At 72.7% G+C, this 18303-nt stretch carries 15 protein-coding genes; 9 read left to right on the top strand and 6 right to left on the bottom strand.

The window, feature by feature from the left end; translation table 11 throughout:
* Positions 1-122 precede the first annotated feature (122 nt).
* The gene (locus ACIBEA_RS15335) at positions 123-3398 is read right to left on the bottom strand and encodes a hypothetical protein (protein WP_399260944.1); all 3276 of its coding nucleotides are present in this window, start codon (positions 3396-3398) and stop codon (positions 123-125) included.
* 345 nt (positions 3399-3743) lie between these two features.
* Here ACIBEA_RS15335 and ACIBEA_RS15330 point away from each other — a divergent pair, with 345 nt between their 5' ends.
* Positions 3744-4427: a response regulator gene (locus ACIBEA_RS15330; RefSeq protein ID WP_399260942.1), complete on the top strand. Its 684-nt coding sequence runs from the start codon at positions 3744-3746 to the stop codon at positions 4425-4427.
* 23 nt (positions 4428-4450) lie between these two features.
* On the opposite strand, the gene ACIBEA_RS15325 is transcribed toward ACIBEA_RS15330, so the two are convergent.
* Positions 4451-5677 carry a sensor histidine kinase gene (locus tag ACIBEA_RS15325; protein ID WP_399260940.1) on the bottom strand — a complete coding sequence of 409 codons (1227 nt, stop codon included), beginning with the start codon at positions 5675-5677 and terminating at the stop codon, positions 4451-4453.
* Between the two features lie 168 nt (positions 5678-5845).
* Here ACIBEA_RS15325 and ACIBEA_RS15320 point away from each other — a divergent pair, with 168 nt between their 5' ends.
* Positions 5846-6865, top strand: a complete 1020-nt coding sequence (locus ACIBEA_RS15320) for an Lrp/AsnC family transcriptional regulator (protein WP_399260938.1) — start codon at positions 5846-5848, stop codon at positions 6863-6865.
* Between the two features lie 100 nt (positions 6866-6965).
* On the opposite strand, the gene ACIBEA_RS15315 is transcribed toward ACIBEA_RS15320, so the two are convergent.
* Together ACIBEA_RS15315 and ACIBEA_RS15310 are read right to left on the bottom strand one after the other, a co-directional pair.
* A complete protein-coding gene (locus tag ACIBEA_RS15315) occupies positions 6966-8330 on the bottom strand; it encodes an endonuclease domain-containing protein (RefSeq protein ID WP_399260937.1) in 1365 nt (454 codons plus the stop codon).
* A gap of 106 nt (positions 8331-8436) precedes the next feature.
* Positions 8437-8964 (bottom strand): winged helix-turn-helix transcriptional regulator, encoded by a 528-nt coding sequence (locus ACIBEA_RS15310; protein WP_399260935.1) that lies wholly within the window; start codon positions 8962-8964, stop codon positions 8437-8439.
* A 101-nt stretch (positions 8965-9065) separates the two neighbouring features.
* Here ACIBEA_RS15310 and ACIBEA_RS15305 point away from each other — a divergent pair, with 101 nt between their 5' ends.
* Positions 9066-10475, top strand: a complete 1410-nt coding sequence (locus ACIBEA_RS15305; protein WP_399260933.1) for an MFS transporter — start codon at positions 9066-9068, stop codon at positions 10473-10475.
* 89 nt (positions 10476-10564) lie between these two features.
* On the opposite strand, the gene ACIBEA_RS15300 is transcribed toward ACIBEA_RS15305, so the two are convergent.
* Positions 10565-11830, bottom strand: coding sequence for an MFS transporter (locus ACIBEA_RS15300; protein ID WP_399260931.1), 1266 nt, complete (start codon positions 11828-11830; stop codon positions 10565-10567).
* A 153-nt stretch (positions 11831-11983) separates the two neighbouring features.
* On the opposite strand from ACIBEA_RS15300, the gene ACIBEA_RS15295 reads away from it, so the two are divergent.
* Genes ACIBEA_RS15295 through ACIBEA_RS15270 form a run of 6 tightly spaced genes read left to right on the top strand, consistent with a single transcriptional unit; the run spans position 11984 to position 17814 of the window.
* Positions 11984-13027 (top strand): ABC transporter substrate-binding protein, encoded by a 1044-nt coding sequence (locus tag ACIBEA_RS15295; protein ID WP_399260929.1) that lies wholly within the window; start codon positions 11984-11986, stop codon positions 13025-13027.
* Positions 13017-14084, top strand: a complete 1068-nt coding sequence (locus ACIBEA_RS15290; protein ID WP_399260927.1) for a FecCD family ABC transporter permease — start codon at positions 13017-13019, stop codon at positions 14082-14084. The genes ACIBEA_RS15295 and ACIBEA_RS15290 overlap by 11 nt, the downstream gene beginning before the upstream one ends.
* The gene (locus tag ACIBEA_RS15285; RefSeq protein WP_399260925.1) at positions 14081-14893 is read left to right on the top strand and encodes an ABC transporter ATP-binding protein; all 813 of its coding nucleotides are present in this window, start codon (positions 14081-14083) and stop codon (positions 14891-14893) included. The genes ACIBEA_RS15290 and ACIBEA_RS15285 overlap by 4 nt, the downstream gene beginning before the upstream one ends.
* Before the next feature lie 5 nt (positions 14894-14898).
* Complete coding sequence (locus ACIBEA_RS15280) at positions 14899-15750, top strand: Rossmann-like domain-containing protein (RefSeq protein WP_399261430.1); 852 nt, start codon at positions 14899-14901, stop codon at positions 15748-15750.
* Positions 15747-16790 carry a GHMP kinase gene (locus ACIBEA_RS15275; RefSeq protein WP_399260923.1) on the top strand — a complete coding sequence of 348 codons (1044 nt, stop codon included), beginning with the start codon at positions 15747-15749 and terminating at the stop codon, positions 16788-16790. Before ACIBEA_RS15280 ends, ACIBEA_RS15275 begins: the two co-directional genes overlap by 4 nt.
* Positions 16711-17814, top strand: coding sequence for a pyridoxal-phosphate dependent enzyme (locus tag ACIBEA_RS15270; protein WP_399260921.1), 1104 nt, complete (start codon positions 16711-16713; stop codon positions 17812-17814). The genes ACIBEA_RS15275 and ACIBEA_RS15270 overlap by 80 nt, the downstream gene beginning before the upstream one ends.
* 7 nt (positions 17815-17821) lie before the next feature.
* On the opposite strand, the gene ACIBEA_RS15265 is transcribed toward ACIBEA_RS15270, so the two are convergent.
* On the bottom strand, positions 17822-18262 hold the full coding sequence (locus ACIBEA_RS15265) for a hypothetical protein (protein ID WP_399260920.1): 441 nt from the start codon (positions 18260-18262) through the stop codon (positions 17822-17824).
* Positions 18263-18303: the final 41 nt, after the last annotated feature.

Here is an 18303-nt window from a genome sequence, read left to right as displayed (position 1 = left end):
ATCTGACAGGAATATGACAGCCCGGCATGCCAACGTCACATAAGGGGTCGCGCAGAAAGTTAACCCCTACTGATTACTTGTCAGCTCATCTGAATATTGGTGACAACGCACTCGGTGTCTCGTCAGGAGAGGAAGGAACCGAGGTCGGGAAGCCTGACGTTGTCCGAGGAGAAACCCGTCCCGCCCGTGAGCACGTCGGCGTTCTGCCGCAGCTGTGCCATGGTCGACCGCGCGAGCAGCCGGTACAGGGCCTTCACGTCGCCCTCCGAGGTCCAGCCGAAGTACCCGTGCTTCTCCAGGCCCTTGCGGAGGGTGTCCGTATGCGGCATGGAGTTCGGTCCGGCCCGGGACGTGTCCTGATGCCACGTGTGGCCGATCCACTGTCCCGGCATCGGCTTCAGGTTGTCGATCCATTCCATCCAGCTCTTCTCCCACTGTTCCAAGAGCTTGAGCGTGATCCTCTCGGCGGTTCCCTTCCAACCCTGGTGGAAGGCCGTCAGCAGCGCCTCCGGAGCGAAGTCTCCCGACAGGTTCTGCTTGAACTTGTCGAAGGTGTCCTCCTCGGCCTTGACCAGAGCGGCCTTGATCAGCGGGAGGGTGTCGTCGACGAGGGCCTTCGAGAAGAGTTCCGGATCCGTCATGGGGCCGGTGGACACCGAGCCGCTCATGAAGAAGGCGGGCAGCCCGAAGAGGAGGCCGACGAAAGCCACCGGCGCCGCCGCGACGCCCATGGAAGTGAGGACGATGACGGCGATGTCGCCGCTGATGGCGATGACGTCGAGCACGATCGCGCCCTTGTCCATCTTGCAGGCGCTGTTGACCAGGGAGCCGATGTTCACCGCGAGGGAGAGAACGGGCGCCGCATTGCCCAGGGCGTCCGCCGCGACGTAGGCCCCGGACCGCTGCAGGCCGTAGCGTGCCGCGTTCACCATGACCACGCCGGTGTTCCCCACGCTCACCAGGGCGTCGGGAACGGAGGGGTCCCCCGTCATCACCGTCACGGTGCTCGCCAGTGATCCGGCGGCGAGGATCACGTTCTTCCCGCCGGGGTCGATGGTGCCCCCGTCGGCGCCCCGCGTGGCCGCTCCGACCGCAGCGCCGAAGGTGCTGCCACTGTCCTCGGCCATCGTCTTGAGCGGCACCGGGAAGGACACCTGCTGCGCGTGGGAGGTGCTTCGGCAGCCGGTCACGGTGAGGCTGAAGTCTCCGCCGAACGGGTCGGGTGCATTGCTCGGGAGCTGGACGGCGTACACGGTTCCGTTGGCCTGTACGCGCTCGTGGATCCGGTAGGAGCCCCCTTCCGTCAGCTCGACCTGGAGCGTGTCGAAGGCCCCGTTGGCATCGCATCCCACCATGAGGAAGCCGGGGCGGGCCGGGTCCAGGTAGACATCGCAGATCTGCGGCCAGCGGACCGCTCCGTTCTCCTTCCGCATGACGTATTCCGGGAAGCGGAGCGCTTCCGGCGCCGTCGTGCCCGTCGCCTCGTCGATGATCCGGGGCAGGGAGATGCTCTTCGTCCAGCCGGGGCCGTCGGCGACGGCCGTCATGCCTTCGGGGGTCGGCGGGGTGGGGAACTCGGCCACCGGTCCCGGGCGGTACCGGCCGGGCCACAGGATCGGCGTGATGGTGGTCGTCGACTTGTCCGGGCACGCGACGCCGAGGCTGGTGCCCGCCTTGATCAGGGGGTGCGCCGTGCGGTCGATGTTGTCGTAGCCCGGGTACCCGCTGCGCTCGACGGTCGCCAGGGCGGCGTCGTACCGACCGGAGGGCACCGTGATGCGGCAGGTGTCGGCGGAGAAGATCGCGTACCACGGGGCGGGCACCGGGTCGAAGGCGATGTCGTGCGGCTTGACCGAACTGCCGGCCTTCGTGTTCAGGTGCCGGAGGCCGAAGTCGGGATCGCTCTGGACGGGGAAGGCGTTCGGGCGCCCCCGGAACTCCATGTCCGGAATCGTCCAGGGGTTTCCGGCCGGTTGCCGGGGCTTCGCCGACACGCTGGAGATGGGCCGCGGCGATTTCACCTCGACGGTCCGGTGGGTCGTTCCGTCCGCGGCCAGGTCCATCACCTTGAACGGGCTCCCCTGGGTGGGGGTCACCCAGATCTCGACCGTGTCGTAGTCCTTGGTGCGCGGGAAGGCGGCGGTGAAGTCGACCTGGTGGTCGTACCCCGACGTCTTCGTGTAGGCGATCCTCCTGTGGAACGTCGCCCCCACCGGCTTGACGATCCTGATGCCGGTGGTGTCGACGAGGTGCTCCCAGCCGTTCGTGTCGCCGTCGGGGTCGGCGCCCACCTTGGCGTACTCCGTCGTCATGCCGAAGGGGAGGTAGGCCCGCTCGTACACCGAGTACTCGGCCGGCGAGTAGGTGGGCAGCGGCTGACGCGTCGCCACCTCCCGGCCGCTGGTCGTCCCGGCCACCGAGACGTGCACGGCGGGGGCGGGGGGCGGCGTGAACCTCGTACCCCATCGGGTGTCATCGACGTGCTCGCTGCCGAGGAGACTGACCGTCACGTCGGACGTCTTCTTCCAGTGCCCGTTCAGGATCCCCGGGCTGAACACGTCGGTGGAGGACTTCCACCGTCCGTCGGCCGGCATGATCGTCTCCAGCGGAGCCCGGCCGTCCTTGAAGCCGATGCTGACGTGGACATAGCTGAGGAAGCGCCCGTCGTCCGTCACCGGCGGGTCGCATCTGATCCTGAGCCGGGTGATGTCCCCGTCCGGCCATTGGACCTTGCAGATGTCCGGGTGGCGGGTCCTGCGGTGGTGCGCGTACCTCTCCACCGTGTTCCACGGAGTGGACCGGAGGGTTTCCCCCTGCGGGGAATAGACCGGACTCATCAGCGCCGTACGGAACACCTTGTGCTTGTGACGGGCGAGGAAGGACGGCGGGTCCACGTGCAGGGGAATCGAATCGACGTCGAACGGCGGGACATTGCCGGCGCCCGTCCCGGAAGCGGCGGCGGGCGCGCCGTGGGCGCCCGGGAAGGGCAGGGGATCCCAACCGCCCTTGGCCCAGGCGTCCAGCGCGGCGAGCATGCCCGGTGACGCCGCGGCTTCGGCGACCGCGGGCTCCGTGACCGCGGGCTCCGTGACGGAGGGTTCCGCCTGCGGCCCCGTGCCGCCCCGCTGCTGCGGTTCGGAGCCCGGCTCCCGTACCGCTCCGGGGGACGCGGGGAGGGTGCCGGGGCGTTCGGGCAGTCCGTTCGGCAGGGTCGAGCTCATGTAGAGCGCCAGCGTGAACAGTTGGGCCGGTGTCATGGACCGGTGGTCACGGCCCGCCGCCGGGGCGGCCCACGGACCGTTCCGCGCGAAGGGCCCGAGCTCCTTCTTCACCTCCCGCATCTTCTTCTGCTGCCGCTTGCGGTGTTCCTGGTGGGGGTGGAAGTCGTACCCAGGCATGTCTGGCCCTGTCTGTCGTGTCGAGGCGGGGTTCTGTGTCTGGAGGGCGAGGACGGAAACGGCGGTCGCGGAGGGCGAACTGGGGCCGAGGTTATGAGCTTCCGCGTACCGCGCAAGGCCGTCGGTCGTCGACAGTCGGCGTCGATGGTTGATACCTCCCGCGCCCACCGGCCGGCGTGGAGGAGCTCCCGAGAAGAAGTGACATATGGTGTTTCATGCCCACCGTGGCCCGCTGCCGCGGCACCTGCCCCGGCGCGCACCGTGCCGTCGACCCGGCACCCCCGACACCACGACGTACCGCCGCCCTTGCTCGGCGGCGTCCCTGCCGCAGTGAAGGAAATGCCGGTGACGATCCGCGTCCTGATTGTTGACGACCAGGCCCTCATCCGTTCGGGCCTGCGCTCGGTCCTGGCGACCTCCGACGGGCTCGCCGTCGTCGGGGAGGCGGCCGACGGCGCGGAAGCGATCAGCGCTGCCCGGGAGCTCCGCCCGGACGTCGTCATCATGGACCTGCACATGCCGCACATCGGCGGTGTGGAGGCCACGCTCCAGTTGCTGCGCCTGGACGACCCGCCACGCGTCCTGGTCCTGACCACCTTCAAGACCGACGACCTGGTGATCCGGGCGTTGCAGGCGGGCGCCTCCGGCTTCCTGCTCAAGGACCTCAGCGGGAGCGAACTGACCACCGCGGTGTGCACGGTGGCCGCGGGCGGCACCGTGATGTCGCCCGAGATCATGGCGCAGTTGGTCAGCCGGGCGCACGCGCGCACACCGGTCGGCTTCGAGGGCATGATGGAGAAGATCGCCGGGCTGACCGACAGCGAGCGCGAGGTGCTCGCGCTGATCGGAGCCGGGCACACGAATCAGCGGATCGCCGAGACGCTCCACCTCTCCCTGGCCAGCGTCAAGACGTACGCGTCGCGCATGCTGACGCGGTTGGGGCTGGACAACCGGACCCAGGCCGCCGTCCTCGCGTACGAGGCCGGGCTGGTCGACACCGACCGCTCCCGCGCGAACCACCCGGGGTAGCCGCCCCCGGCCCGGCCCCGCGATCAGCGGGTGGTCCCCACACCCGTTCCCGCCCCGACCTCCGGCCCCGCGAGCTCCACCGGCAGTTCCACCCGTAGCCGGAAGCCCCCGTCCTCGGTGCCTCCCGCCTCGATCCGGCCGCCCGCGCGGGCCACCCGCTCGCGCATGCTCGCCAGCCCGATCCCCTCGCCCCGCCGCCGCCCCGCGCGCCGCGCCCGCCCCGCCCGTCCGGACCCCATCGAGCCCACAGACCCCACAGACCCCACCGCACTCGGCCCGTGGCCCACCTCCAGGGTCACCGCCCGGGCCCCGAAGTCCAGGTGGAGCGAGACCGGCGCCCCGTGCCCGTGTTTCACGGCGTTCGTCAGCGCCTCCCGCCCGCAGTTGCGCAGGACGTCGTCCACCCCGGTGGGCAGTGGATAGGGCTCCCCCGTGCGCCGGTGGGACACGTCGACCCCGGCCGCGCGCAGATTGCTGACCAGCGCCGCGGCGAACTGCGCGTACGGCGGCCCGCCGCGCGCCCGCTCCCCGTCGCCTCCCCCGAGTACGTCGAGCAGCGCGCGCAGGTCCCGCTGCACTCCCCCGGCGGCCTCCTCCACCGTCGCCGCGAGGACGGCCGCCGAATCCGGGATCCCGGGGGCGTTGCGCAGCGCCTCGGCGTGCAGCCGCAGCACGGTGGCCTGGTAGCCCAGGCCGTCGTGGATGTCGAAGGCGAGTCGGGTCCGTTCCTCCAGTACAGCCTGTTCGGCGGCCTGGTCCACCGCGCGCTCGGCCGCCACCAGGCGTCGGCGCAGCAACCGGGTCACCACCCGCCGTCTTCGCATCAGATCACCGACCGCGGCCGGGAAGCACAGCGCGACGAAGGTCTCGTAGGCGATCTCGGAGAGCTCCAGCTGCGCGGGATCCACCCACGAACGGGTGCAGACGTACACCGCGCTGGCGCCCGCGACCATGAGCGCAGGGCCGGTCCCCGCCCATCGGCCCTGATCGCCATAGGCCCCGAGTGCGTACGCCGCGAAGATCAGCAGGGTCGGATCGGCGGAGGACAGCGTACTGAGCAGGGCCAACGCCATGACGAGCCCCGGCGCCCGCCGGCGCAGCAGCAGCGAGGCGGCCGCGACCCCGGCGACGAGCACCGAGGCCGCGTACGCGGGCAGGAGGCCGCTCGAATGGTTCTGCTCCAGGGCGAGCAGGGAGGCCACGGTCGCCGACGCGCACACGGCGCCGTCCACGAGCCGGGCGTAGGTCACGGGACATCGCATGGTGAAGGCCACTCGGACGGGATTGCTGGCAGGTGGGAGCCGTGTCGGAACGACGGCGGCGCGGCAGCCGAGGGAGCGTGAAGCCGTGGTGGAGCCGCCCGGGAATCCTCGCCGAGTCGCGCCCTGTACCGCCTTCGTAGCAGCATGAGTGGTGATATGAACCGAGAAACGCCCGATTCCGGCGATCTGAGCGAGCTGGACCAGGCGATCCTCCACACCCTCCAGCTGGCGCCCCGCGCGAGCTGGACGAAGGTGGCGCGGGTCCTGTCGATCGACGCGACCACCGTGGCCCGCCGCTGGCGACAGCTGCACGAGGCGGGTACTGCCTGGGTGACCTGCCACCCCGCGCTGGAACCCGGCACCCAGTTCGCGCTGGTCGAGATCGAGTGCGAGCACGGGCGGCTCGCCGAGGTGACCCGGGCGGTCTGCGCCGAGCCCTGGTGCATCACCGTCGACGTGGCCAGCGGCGCCCGGGACCTGCTCGTCGTCGCGGCCGCGCGGACCTACGAGGAGCTGGCGGGGCGCGTGATCGAGGGGTTCCAGTCGATCGCGCACATCCGGGCCGTACGCTCCCATTTCGCGCTGCGCCGCTTCACCGACGGGAGCCGCTGGCGCCTGTCCACGCTGGACAGTTCCCAGGTGGGGCAGGTCCGTCGCGGCGCCGGCGACCGCCTGTCCGGTCCCTGGAGCGAGCTGTCGGACGAGGACTGGGCCATGGCCCTGGAACTGGGCCGCGACGGCCGCGCCTCCGTCCCCCGGCTGGCACAGGTGTGCGGGACGAACGAGACGTGGACCCGCAGACGACTCGAACAACTGCTGGGCAACGGACAGATCACGCTGCGGACCGAGGTGGCCCGCTCGGCGTCCCGCTTCCCGGTGCAGGCCCACTTCTTCGCGGACGCGGCCATCGGCCAGCTGGACCACCGGGTCGCGCTGCTCGCCCGCCATCCCGAGATCCGTTCCGTCTTCTCCTCCGTCGACGCGTACACGCTCGGCTTCGCGGTCTGGGTCAACTCGCTGGAGCACCTGCTCCGCTTCGAGAAGCAGATCACCCAGGCGCTCGGCCTGCTCATCCGCGACCGGATCCTCGTCCTGCGGTCGGCCAAACGCGTGGGCCGCCTGCTCGACGTCCGGGGCCGCTCCCTCACGCACGTCCCGGCCGACCTTCGGGGGTGACCTGTGGGAGCCCGCCCGCTCTGCCCGATGCCGCCGAGACGCCGGGCCGCAGTGGTGGCGAGGACCCCACGAGAGCCACCGCTTCCTCGATACTGGCTGGTCAGAACAGTGCCAGGCCCTCGCCGCCGGTGTCGACGACGACCGGCCGGGACCGGATGGGGAGGTCGTCCAAGCGCTCCGGTCCGGCCGCGGCGGCCACGGCGGGGGCGGTCTCGGCCAGCCAGGTGCCGAAGCGCTCGACGGCTTCGCGGTAGGGCATCCGCGCCAGGACGCGGTGTTCGCCGGAAGGGCAGAAGTCGACGGCGACGGTGAGCAGGCAGGAGCGGGGCGCGCGGTGGCTGCCGGTCCAGTAGGCGCGCAGCACGCCGCAGGGTCGGCGCCCGCGGGCGGCGATGTGGGTCGGGCGCAGGGATCGGCAGGCCGTGTGCGCGGTCCATGCGGCGAGGTGCGGCAGCGGCAGGGTGCTGCGGGTGCGGCAGCCGGGACAGCGGTGCCAGTGGCGGAGCCAGTCGGCGGCGTGGGTGTCGAAGAGGCGGGTGTAGTGGTCGGCGACGCGGACGTCGTTGCTGTAGAGGTGGTCGGGGCGTTCGTGGGTGTTGCAGGACTGGCACACGGGGGCGCGGACGTAGCCGTGTTCGTGGCAGTGGTCGAGCACGGCGGCGGGGGCGGTGCGGCAGACGGAGCACGCCCACCCGGCCACCTTGCGGGCGGTACCGGCCTTCCTGCTGAGTACCGCGTACAGGTGACCTTCCAGCTCCCCTTCGTACGGGCGCGACGGGGCGGTCGGGCGGTCGTGGCCGGTCGCCTGCGGGTCGCCGGTGGATCGGGGCCCGCGGCGCGGGGAGGGCGGTTCGGTGACGGCCGCGCCCGTCCGGCGGGTCCGTTCGGCGTGCAGCCAGCGCGTTTCGGCGTGTTCGGCCGCGTCGAGCAGTCGGACCAGGGCGCGCGGCAGCCACCAGGTCCGCACCGCGCGGTCGTGGGACTTCTCGACGAGCATCCGCCGCCAGTCGATCCCCGCCAGCTGACACGACCGGCCGCCGCCTTCGTTTCGTGCCGCCCGCTCCGGGGCGCCCGACTCCGTCGGGGAGCAAGGCTGCTGCAGTTCCCACATGATGCGCGCGCGCCATCGCAGCGACGTTCCCCCGTCGGGTTCCTGCCGCGGGACGCCGCGGAACGGGCCGATGCGGACCAGGTCCCGGCCGTCCAGCTCGACCGCGTTCATCTCCGCTGCCGCGCTGCGCACCTCCGCCTCGGGAACGCTCCACCGGCCGTCGCTCGCCTCGATCATCGCGACCACACGGCAGCCGAGCAGGGCGTACCCCGCTCGGCCACGGGCGGCAGGGCGGGCAAACACCTCGGAGGCCGTCGGCACGGCGCTGTCGGCCGTCAGGTCGGCCCACAGGGCGTCCGCGGCACGTAGGGTGATCCGGCCGCCCGCGCGGCCCGGGACGGCAAGCTCCGGCATGCCAACAGGCTAAGGGCTGGCGGCCCTTGGGCGTCACAGTGGACGTCGGGCTCAGACCTGGGCTCAAGCGGCGGCCCCGAGCCCGGGTCGGCGATCGCCGCTCGGTTCAGGAGCCCTCGGTCGGTCCGGCCTGGTCCCATCCGGGCGCCCGTACGTCGAGGGTGAGGCTCCCCGGCGCGACCTCCTCGCCGCAGGTCCGGCACGTCGACGCCGGGTCGAGGTCGTGCTCGACCTCGTGCGCGGAGCCGGGTCCGCCGCGGTGCCGGAAGGCGACCGGTGGAGTGTCCACCGCCCAGCGATCGCCCCAGGTCAGCATCGCCCGCATCACCGGCGCGAGATCGCGGCCGGCCTCCGTGAGGTGGTACTCGAAGCGCGGTGGGCGCTCGCTGTAGGCGCGGCGCTCGACCACGCCCGCCTCCTCCAGTGCGCGCAATCGGGCGGCGAGGCGGTCGCGGGGGGCGCCGGTGTTGCGGACGATCCGGTCGAAGCGCTGGTTGCCGTAGAAGATCTCCCGGACCGCCAGAAGGGCCCAGCGTTCGCCGATGAGTTGCAGCGCGGCGGCCACGGAGCACGGCCGACCGGGCACTTCGGGGTGCGGAACCGCGTTCTCGGCCTGTTTCGCATTCGAGGTCACGTCCCCATCATCCCCCCACTCCGTTGTGTTTTCAAACTCACACGACTAATCTCCGCCGCATGACAGTTGGAATATCAAACCCACCTCACGCATCCCGAGCCGTGTTCGCGACGGTCGCGGCGGCGGTCTTCATGTCGAACCTCGACCTCTTCATCGTCAACGTCGCCCTCCCGGAGATCGGCCGCTCGTACGGCGGCAGCGGCCTCGGTTCCCTCTCCTGGGTGCTCAACGGCTACGCGATCGTCTTCGCGGCGCTCCTCGTGGTCGCCGGCCGCATCGCCGACCGCTCCGGGCACAAGCTGGTCTTCCTGACCGGACTGGCGGTGTTCACCCTCGCCTCGATCGGCTGCGCGCTCGCTCCCGGCGTCGGGACGCTGGTCGCGGCACGGCTCGTACAGGCCGCCGGCGCCGCGCTGTTGATGCCCACCTCGCTCGCGCTGCTGCTCGACACGACGGCGCCCGAGAAGCGTGCCGGAGCGGTGCGGGCCTGGGCGTCGATCGGCGGGATCGCCGCCGGACTCGGGCCGGTGGCCGGCGGACTGCTGGTCGAGGCCGGATGGCGTTGGGTGTTCATCGTCAACGTGCCGGTGGGGATCGCGGCGATCGCGCTCGGCATCAAGGTGCTGCCGTCGCCCGGGCGCGCCGGGGCGGTCAAGAGCGCGCTGCCCGACCTGTTCGGCGCCGCCCTCCTCACCGGATCGATCGCCACGCTCGCGCTCGGCCTGGTCAAGGCTCCCGACTGGGGTTGGACGAGCGCCGCCACCCTCGGCGGACTGGCCGCCGCGGTGCTGCTCGGCGTCTGGTTCGTCCTGCGCTCGGCCCGCCACCCCGTGCCGATCGTCGAGCTGCCACTGTTCCGGGTTCCGGCGTTCGCATCCGCTGCGGCCGCCCTGACGCTCTTCACCGTCGCGTTCGCCGGCATGCTGCTCGGAGCGGTGCTGTGGTGCCAGGGCGTATGGGGCTACTCCGCCCTGCGCACCGGCCTCGCCATCGCGCCGGGTCCCTTGCTGGTGCCGCCGGTCGCCCTGCGGATCGGGCCCGCCGTGGCCCGGTTCGGCGCGGGTCGCATCGCGCTGGCGGGAACCGTACTGTTCGCCGCCGGCATCCTGTGGTGGGCCGCCGCGCTCGACACCGGCTCGGCCTACGCGACCTCGCTCCTGCCCGGCATGATGCTGACCGGCCTCGGCGTCGGCATGACGCTGCCGGTCCTGACCGGGGCGTCGGCGGCCGCCCTGCCGCCGGCCCGCTTCGCCACCGGCTCGGCCATCACCTCGATGGGCCGCCAGATCGGCGCGGTCCTCGGCGTGGCGGTCCTGATCGGCCTCCTCGGCACCCCGACCCCCGAACACGTCGTCACCGCGTTCCAGCACGGCTGGTACGCCGTCGCCGCGGCGTCCCTGCTCGCCGCGTGCGCGACGCTCCCGCTGGTCCGCGAGCCGCGACCGACCGTCGCCGCCGCGACGGCGACGACGGTCGACACCGCGAACACCACGAAGACCGGCGCCGCCTGAGGAAGGGGTCCCGTCCGCCCGAGGGCGGACGGGACTCGCACTCGCCCCGGGCGTTGGCCCTCCTGGCGCAGGCGCAGGTGCAGGTCGGGTCAGTCCCTCGACACCGGCGCCGTCCGCGCGAAGTGGCGGGCGCCGGGTACGAGCGCCGCGGCGGCCGGTACGAGGAAGCAGGCGGCGGCGCACACGGCGAGCACCGGAGTGACGCCGAAGGCGGCGATGGCCGGTGCGATCAGGGCCAGCCCGACCGGCGCCAGACCGTAGGAGACGAGGAAGTCCAGCGAGGAGACGCGGGCCAGCTTGTCCGGGGCGACCTCGCGCTGGGTGGCCGTGAACCAGGGCACATTGAACAGTTCGATGCCTATCCCGGCGACCGCGTACGCGGCGACGACCACGGCCGGGTGCACGGGCAGCATCAAGCTCAGCGGCGCGACACCGTAGGCGCCCAATCCCGCGAAGGCGGCCCACCCCTGCGAGCGGGGCCGCCACCGGGCGGTGACCAGGGCCCCGCCGAGCGCGCCCACGGTGTACGCGGTCACGGCCGCGGCCAGCACCCACTGGGTGTCGTAGCGGTCCCGGCTGATCAGGGGCAGCGCAACGCTGGTGACGGAGTATCCCAGCGCGATCACCGCGGTCAGGGCGCCGAGTCCGGCCAGGAACCAGGGGTGGCGGCGCGCTTCTCGTATCCCCTCGAGGAACTCCGCGCGCAGGCCGGCGCGCGGCTGCGGCTCGGCCTGCGGGTCCGCCGGGACGGCGGCTCCCTTGCCGGGGACGAACGCGGCGACCAGCCAGAGCAGGCCGATGCCGAGCAGCAGCGTCCTGATGTCGAGGACGGCGGCGAGGAGCGCGGTCAGTGCGGGCCCGGCGAGCGTGCATCCGCGGACAGCCATGGTCAGGGCGGCATTGGCCTGTTGACGGCGCTCGGGTTCCACGGTCTCGGCGGTGAGCGCCTGGAACGCCGGGCGGCAGGCGCCCTGTCCGGCGCCCGCGAGGGCGGCGGCGGCGGTCATCAGCACGAGCGAACGGCCGAGTCCGGCGGCGAGCAGGGGTGCGGCGACCGCCGCCGCGAGGCCCGACCAGAGGACGACCGCGCGGCGGGAGTGCCGGTCGGCCAGCACGCCACCGACGGCGACGGCGGCCAGGAAGCCGGCGGTGCGGGCGGCGAGGACGAGGCCGAGACCGGCGGCGCCGAGACCGCGGTGCAGTACGGCGAGCCCGAGGACGAAGGGCAGGGCCCAGGTCGCGAGTCCCGAGGCGGTGGTGCCCGCCCACAGGCGCAGGAACGCGGTGTCGCGCAGCACCGAACGTGGTTGCGGGATAGGGGTCTTGGTCGCGATGGGCGCGGGTGTGGTCGCCACGGTGTGGTCGCTCCTCGGGGTGGGGGTGGCGGCTCGTCGAACCGCACCCGGGTTTCTTAATGAAAATGAATACCATTACAGTACCCTTCAAGCGCCGGGCTTCTGCCCTGTGCACGACAACGCCCACGCCCGCTCTCCCGGACCGGAGAACCCATGCGCCACCCCGCCCGCCTCGGCATCGCCCTGACCATCGCCCTCGCCACCGCAGGCTGCTCCACAGCAGCAGGCGACGGCTCCACGACGGACGACGATCCCGCCGCCCGCCCCTCCACCAAGGCGGCCCCCTTCACCAGTTGCGGCCGCCAGGTGTCCCTCGCCGCGCCCCCGAAGCGGACCGTCGCCCTGGACCAGACCTCGACCGAGACCCTGCTCGAACTCGGACTCCAGGACCGGACGGCCGGAACCGCCAACATCAAGACGAAGATCCCCGGCCAGTACGCGGCCGCGTACGCCAAGATCCCGGTCATCGCCCCCAAGATCGCCACTGGTGAGCAACTGCGCGCCGCCACACCCGACTTCGTCGTCGCGGGCTCCGCGGACCTCTTCACGAAGGACCGGGCCGGCACCCGTGAGGAGCTGGGCGCCCTCAAGGTCCCGACCTTCGTCAGCGCCGTGGACTGCCCGCAGCAGAGCCCGGCCGGCACGGCCCCCTTCGAGCTCCTCTTCTCCGACTACGAGAACCTCGGCAAGGTCTTCGGCGTCGAGGAGCGGGCCGGCAAGCTCGCCGCCGACCAGCGCGCCGCCGTCGCCAGGGCCGGACAGAACGCCTCCAAGGTCGCCCGGGGAGCGGGCCGGCCCGGCCGGCCCACCGTGGTCTACCTCTACTCCGTCTTCAACGGCATGCCGTACGTGGCGGGCAGGACCGGCCTGCCCAGCGAGATGAGCCGGATCATCGGTGCGCAGAACGCCTTCGACGACGTCGACCAGGACTGGCCCGAGGTCTCCTGGGAGGAAGTGGCCAAGCGCGACCCCGATTTCATCGTGATCGGCGACCTGTCCGAGCGCGGCCGGCCCGGCGACAGCGCCAAGGAGAAGCGCGCCGCGATGACCCAGCACCCGGTGATCTCCAAGCTGGCCGCGGTCCGTGACGGCAAGGTCCTCGAAGTGCCGGGCATCGAGCTGGATCCCTCGGTGCGCTCCGTACACGCCCTGGGGCTGCTGGCCGACGGCATGAAGGGCCTCGGATATGTCCGCTGACCCCGTAGCCCGGCAGGGGACGCGGGACCTCTCGCCTCCGGGCCGGTCCGCGGCGGCCCGGGCGGCGCTCTTCCTCCTCGCCGCGGTCGCCCTCGCGGCCTCGGTGACCGCGTCCGTACGCATCGGCACCGCCGACGTGGGCTGGACCGACCTCGCCCGCGTCCTCGGCTCCCGTCTCGGCCTGGACGTGCGGCCGTTGCCCCCGCTGCTGGACTCCCTCGTCTGGGACCTGCGACTACCGCGCGTACTGATGGCGGCCCTCGTCGGCGCCTCGCTCGCCGTGTGCGGCGCGGTGCTCCAGGCGGTCACCCGCAACGCGCTCGCCGACCCCTACCTGCTCGGCGTCTCATCGGGGGCCTCGGCCGGGGCCGTCACCGTGGTCGTCCTCGGGGTCGGCGCCGACGCCCTCGGGGTCACCGGCGGCGCCCTCGCCGGCGCGCTGCTCTCCTTCGGGCTGCTCCTGCTCCTGCTCAAGCGCACCGGACTGGACTCCGTCCGCATCGTCCTCACCGGTGTCGTCGTCGGCCAGCTCTTCACGGCGATCACTTCGCTCGTCCTGATGGCCTCGGCGGACGCGGACACCACGCGGGCGGTCACCCACTGGCTCCTGGGCTCGATGGCGCCGGCCCGCTGGAACGCGGTCGTGGTCTGCGCGATCGTCACCCCGCTGGGGCTGGCGGCGGCCTGGCTCTGCTCCCACTCCCTCGACGGGCTCGCCTTCGGCACCGACACCGCCGCCTCCCTCGGGATCGGCGTACGGCGCACCCGGATGCTGCTGCTCGTGGTCACGGCCGTGCTGACCGCCGTGGCGGTGGCCACCGTCGGCGCCATCGGGTTCGTCGGGCTGATCGTCCCCCACGGGGTGCGGTTCCTCGTCGGCCCGCTGCACCGGGTCCTGCTTCCGTACGCGGCGTTGGCAGGAGCGGTGTTCCTGGTGTGGACGGACGCGCTGGCGCGGATCGCCTTCGCGCCCCGCGAGGTTCCCGTGGGCGTGATCACCGCCCTGCTGGGCGTGCCGCTCTTCCTGCTCGTCCTGCGCAGGAGGGGTGAGCTGTGAGGATCACCGCCGAAGGGCTGAGCTGGTCGGTGTCCGGCAGGCCGGTCGTGCGCGATGTCAACGTGGACATCGCACCCGGCGAGACGGTCGGGCTGCTCGGACCGAACGGCTCGGGCAAGTCCTCGCTGCTGCGCTGCCTGGCCGGGTTGCGGCCCCCCGACGCGGGCACGGTCCGCTACGACGGCGAGTCCGTACGCCACTGGAGCGCCCGGCGGATCGCCCGTCACGTCGCCTTCGTCGAACAGGGCTCGGGCGCGGACAGCGACCTGCTGGTCGCCGATGTCGTCGGCCTCGGGCGGACCCCGTACCGGGACCGCTGGCGCGGACCCGACGCCACCGACCGCACGGTGGTCGCCGCCGCGCTGGAGCGGGTCGGACTCACCGCGCTGGCCGACCGCCCCTGGAAGGCGCTGTCGGGCGGTGAGCGCCAGCGCGCCCACATCGCCCGCGCGCTGGCCCAAGAGCCGTACGGGCTCCTGCTCGACGAGCCCACCAACCACCTCGACGTCAAACACCAGCTGGAACTGATGGAGTTGTCGACCGGCACCGAGCAGACGGTCCTGGTCGCGCTGCACGACCTGTCGCTCGCCGCCCGGTACTGCGACCGGCTGCTGCTCCTGCACCACGGTCGCCTGGTCGCCGCCGGCACGCCCGCCGCCGTCCTGACCTCCGATCGGCTCGCCGAGGTCTTCGAGGTGGACGCGGAACTCTCCACCGACGCCCTGGGCAACCCCGCGGTCACCTGCCGGGGCCCGCTCGGAGCACCGGCGGCCCCACCCCGACCCACCCCCGTGAAAGGAACCCCGTGAACCCCATGGACCCCATGAACCCTGTGGACCCCATGCGCCCCGTGACCGTCGACGCCCTCATCGAGGCCGTCCTCGCCGGCGAACACGGCCCGCTCCCCCACCGGCTCGTCGCGACCAGCGTGTTCTGGACGCACCACGGCACCCGCCTGGCCGGCGGCGACACCACCTACCTCAACCAGTACGTCCTGGTCCGTCTCGGCGGCTCGTTCGGCGGCTGCGCCTTCGAGGCCGGCGAGATCGCCCCGTCGATCTGCCGCGACTCCTCCGGCGCCCCGCTCGACGTGCTGCTGCGCGAGGCCCCGCGCCCGCTGCGGATCGCCGCCCTCGACGCCTATCTCTCCGAGGCCCGCCCGCACCGCGACGCCGCCGGGGCGGGCGACGCCGAGTCCGTGACCCTGCCCGGCGGTACCCCGGAGGTCCGCGCGAAGGCCCGTGACGCGGCCATCGCCGGTCTCCTGGACATCGAGGAGGGCGCCAAGGTCGGCCTCATCGGCGTCGTCAACCCCCTCGTCGCGGCGATCCGCGAGCGCGGCGGCGCACCGCTGCCCTGCGACTTCAACCTCAAGGCCACCCAGTGGGGCGATCCCGTCACCACCGACATGCACGAGGTGCTGGAGAGCGCCGAGGCCGTCGTCGCCACCGGGATGACCCTGAGCAACGGCTCGTTCGACACCATCCTGGAACGCTGCCGGTCCCGCGGCATCCCGCTGATCGTCTACGCGCAGACCGGGAGCGCCGTGGCCCGCGCCTTCCTCGGCTCGGGCGTGACCGCCCTGTCGGCGGAACCGTTCCCGTTCTCCCAGTTCAGCGCCGACGAGACCACCCTGTACCGCTACCGGACGGTGGGCCGCGCATGATCCGCGCCCCACGCCCGGCGGCGCCCGGCGGCGGTGACCTCCTCACCGGCGCCGGGTACGCCCCCTGCCACCACGGCGAGATCCTCCAGGGCGTCTTCCTGGACGGCGCGGGACGCCGGTGCGCGGGCCTGGTCACCCTCCCCATGGCCGGCCCCGGCAGCCGCGCCACCTTCGTCCGTCGTCCCGGCACCGAGCCCGGGGAGCTGAGCGTCGTACCGGCCGACCGTACGAAAGCCGCGGGGGCCGCGGCCCTCGCGGTGGCGGAATGCGCGGAGCGATCCGGACAGCCGCCCTGCGGCGGGGAGTTGCGGCTCGCCGGTGACGTGCCGGTGGGACTCGGCATGGGCAGCTCGACCAGCGATGTGATCGCCGCCGTGCGCGCGGTCGCGGACGCGTACGGGCTGCGACTGTCCGCCGAAACGGTCGCCCGGCTGTCCGTACGCGCGGAACTGGCCTGCGATCCACTGATGTTGGACGGCCGCCCGGTGCTCTTCGCCCAGCGGGAGGGCAGGGTCCTGGAGGTCCTCGGCCCGCGGCTGCCGCCGCTGGTCGTCGTGGGCTGCGCTCTGGGCGGGGGCGCGCCCGTGGACACCCTGGCCCTGCCGGTGCCCGAGCCCGGCGACGACGACGTGCGGGCCGGGGAGCGGTTGCGCGAGCTGCTGCGCCGGGCGGTGGCCACCGGTGACGTGCGACTGCTCGGCCAGGTCGCGACCGCCAGTGCTCGGCGCGGCCAGCGGGTCCTCGGCCACGCCGAGTTCGACGCGCTGTGCGGCATCGCCCGGCGGGTGGGCGCGGCGGGCGTCCAGATCGCGCACAGCGGGGCGGTGGCGGGGGTGCTCTTCGACCCGGCCGCGCCCGGCCTGCGCCACCGCGTGCGCAGCTGCCTGCGCGCCCTGGACGCCCATGCGATCCCCGCCACTCGTACCTTCACGACCTGCACCACCACCAAGGAGATCCTCAATGGACCAGCACATCGCGGAGTCGATCGGCAGGCCGGACCTGGTACGCCTCGACGACCGGCTCGTCTGCCTGCGCTTTGAGACGATGAAGGTGGTCTCCGCCCTCGCCGCGGTGGGGCACCTGCTCGACACCGGAGTCGTGCGCCGCGGGGACACCCTCCTGGACAGCTCCAGCGGCATCTACGCCTACGCCCTCGCCCTGGCCTGCCACCGGCACGGCATGCGCTGCCACATCGTCGGCTCGACCACGGTGGACCACACGCTGCGCACCCAGCTCGCCGTCCTCGGGGCGACGCTCACGCAGATGGAACCGTGCAACGACCTCAAACTCGACCAGAAACGGCGCGTCGAGCGGATCCACGAGATCCTCGCCGAACACCCCGAGTACCACTGGATGCGGCAGTACCACGACGACATCCACTACCTCGGCTACCGGACCGTCGCCGACCGGATCCGGGAGGCGACCGGCGCGGACGGGCTCACCCTCGTCGGCGGGGTCGGCTCGGGCGCCTCCACGGGAGCCCTCGCCCGCTACCTGCGCACGGCCGCCGACGACCCTGCGAAGGGGGAGGCGCACGGGGAGGCCGGCGGGGAAGCCGATGTGGAACTCGTCGGTGTCCAGCCGTACGGCAGCGTCACCTTCGGCGCCGAACACGTCTGCGACCCGGAGATCATCATCGCCGGGATCGGCAGCTCCATCCCCTTCGGGAACGTCTCCCACGAGCTGTACGACGTCCTGCACTGGGTCGCCTTCGACGCGGCGCTGGCCGGCAGCGTCGACCTGCTGCGGCGGCACGCCGTCTTCGCCGGCCTGTCGACCGGTGCGGGCTACCTCGCCGCCCGCCACGAACGCGAGCGCTCCCCCGAGCGGACGGTCCTCTTCATCGCCGCCGACACCGGACACCGCTACGTCGACACCGTCTACGCCCGGCACCGCGAGGTCGCGCCGATGGCGGACTTCGCCCCGCGCGAGGTGACCGACCAGGGTCAGCTGGCGCTGCCGTGGTCCCGGATGCGGTGGAACCGCGCCCCGGCGGCGCCTTGGCCCGCCGGTCGACCGGCCGAGGTGACCCTCACCTCGGCGCGGGCGAGTGCGCGCGGGTGATCGCCGGTCAGCGGCGGCCCGTGGCCAGGACGACGAGGAACTGACCGCCGCCCGGCTCGACGGCTGCGGTCACGGGCAGCCCCGGGACCAGCCGGGAGAACCGGTCCACCAGCCAGTCCGCCGCCTGCTGGGCGTCCTTCTTCGTCGGACAACGGCCCACCATCTCGCGGCCGCCCTTGCGCTCCAGCCGGTCGGCAACGGTGATCAGCGGCGCGGGTTCGACCACGTACAGGTGCTCCGGCCAGGCGATGACCACCTTGACCGCGCCCTTGCGGGTGTTGCACGCACGGTGTGCGAGCCGCTCGGCGACCTTGGCCTTCCGGTCGGTGGTCCGGCTGTCGACACTGGGCCCTCGCGGGTCGTTCACCGACTCGTCGGGGTCGACCGGTTCGTCGCACACCCAGCACCGCCAGCCGTCGCGTTCGGCCACATCATCAAGGAGACTCATCCGAGCAAACTATCCTGCCGGGCCGCCGCCCACGTACCAGG

Origin of the sequence: Streptomyces sp. NPDC051555, assembly GCF_044454405.1 — a bacterium.
Lineage (GTDB): Bacteria > Actinomycetota > Actinomycetes > Streptomycetales > Streptomycetaceae > Streptomyces.
This window is presented reverse-complemented; position numbering and strand designations above follow the sequence as displayed.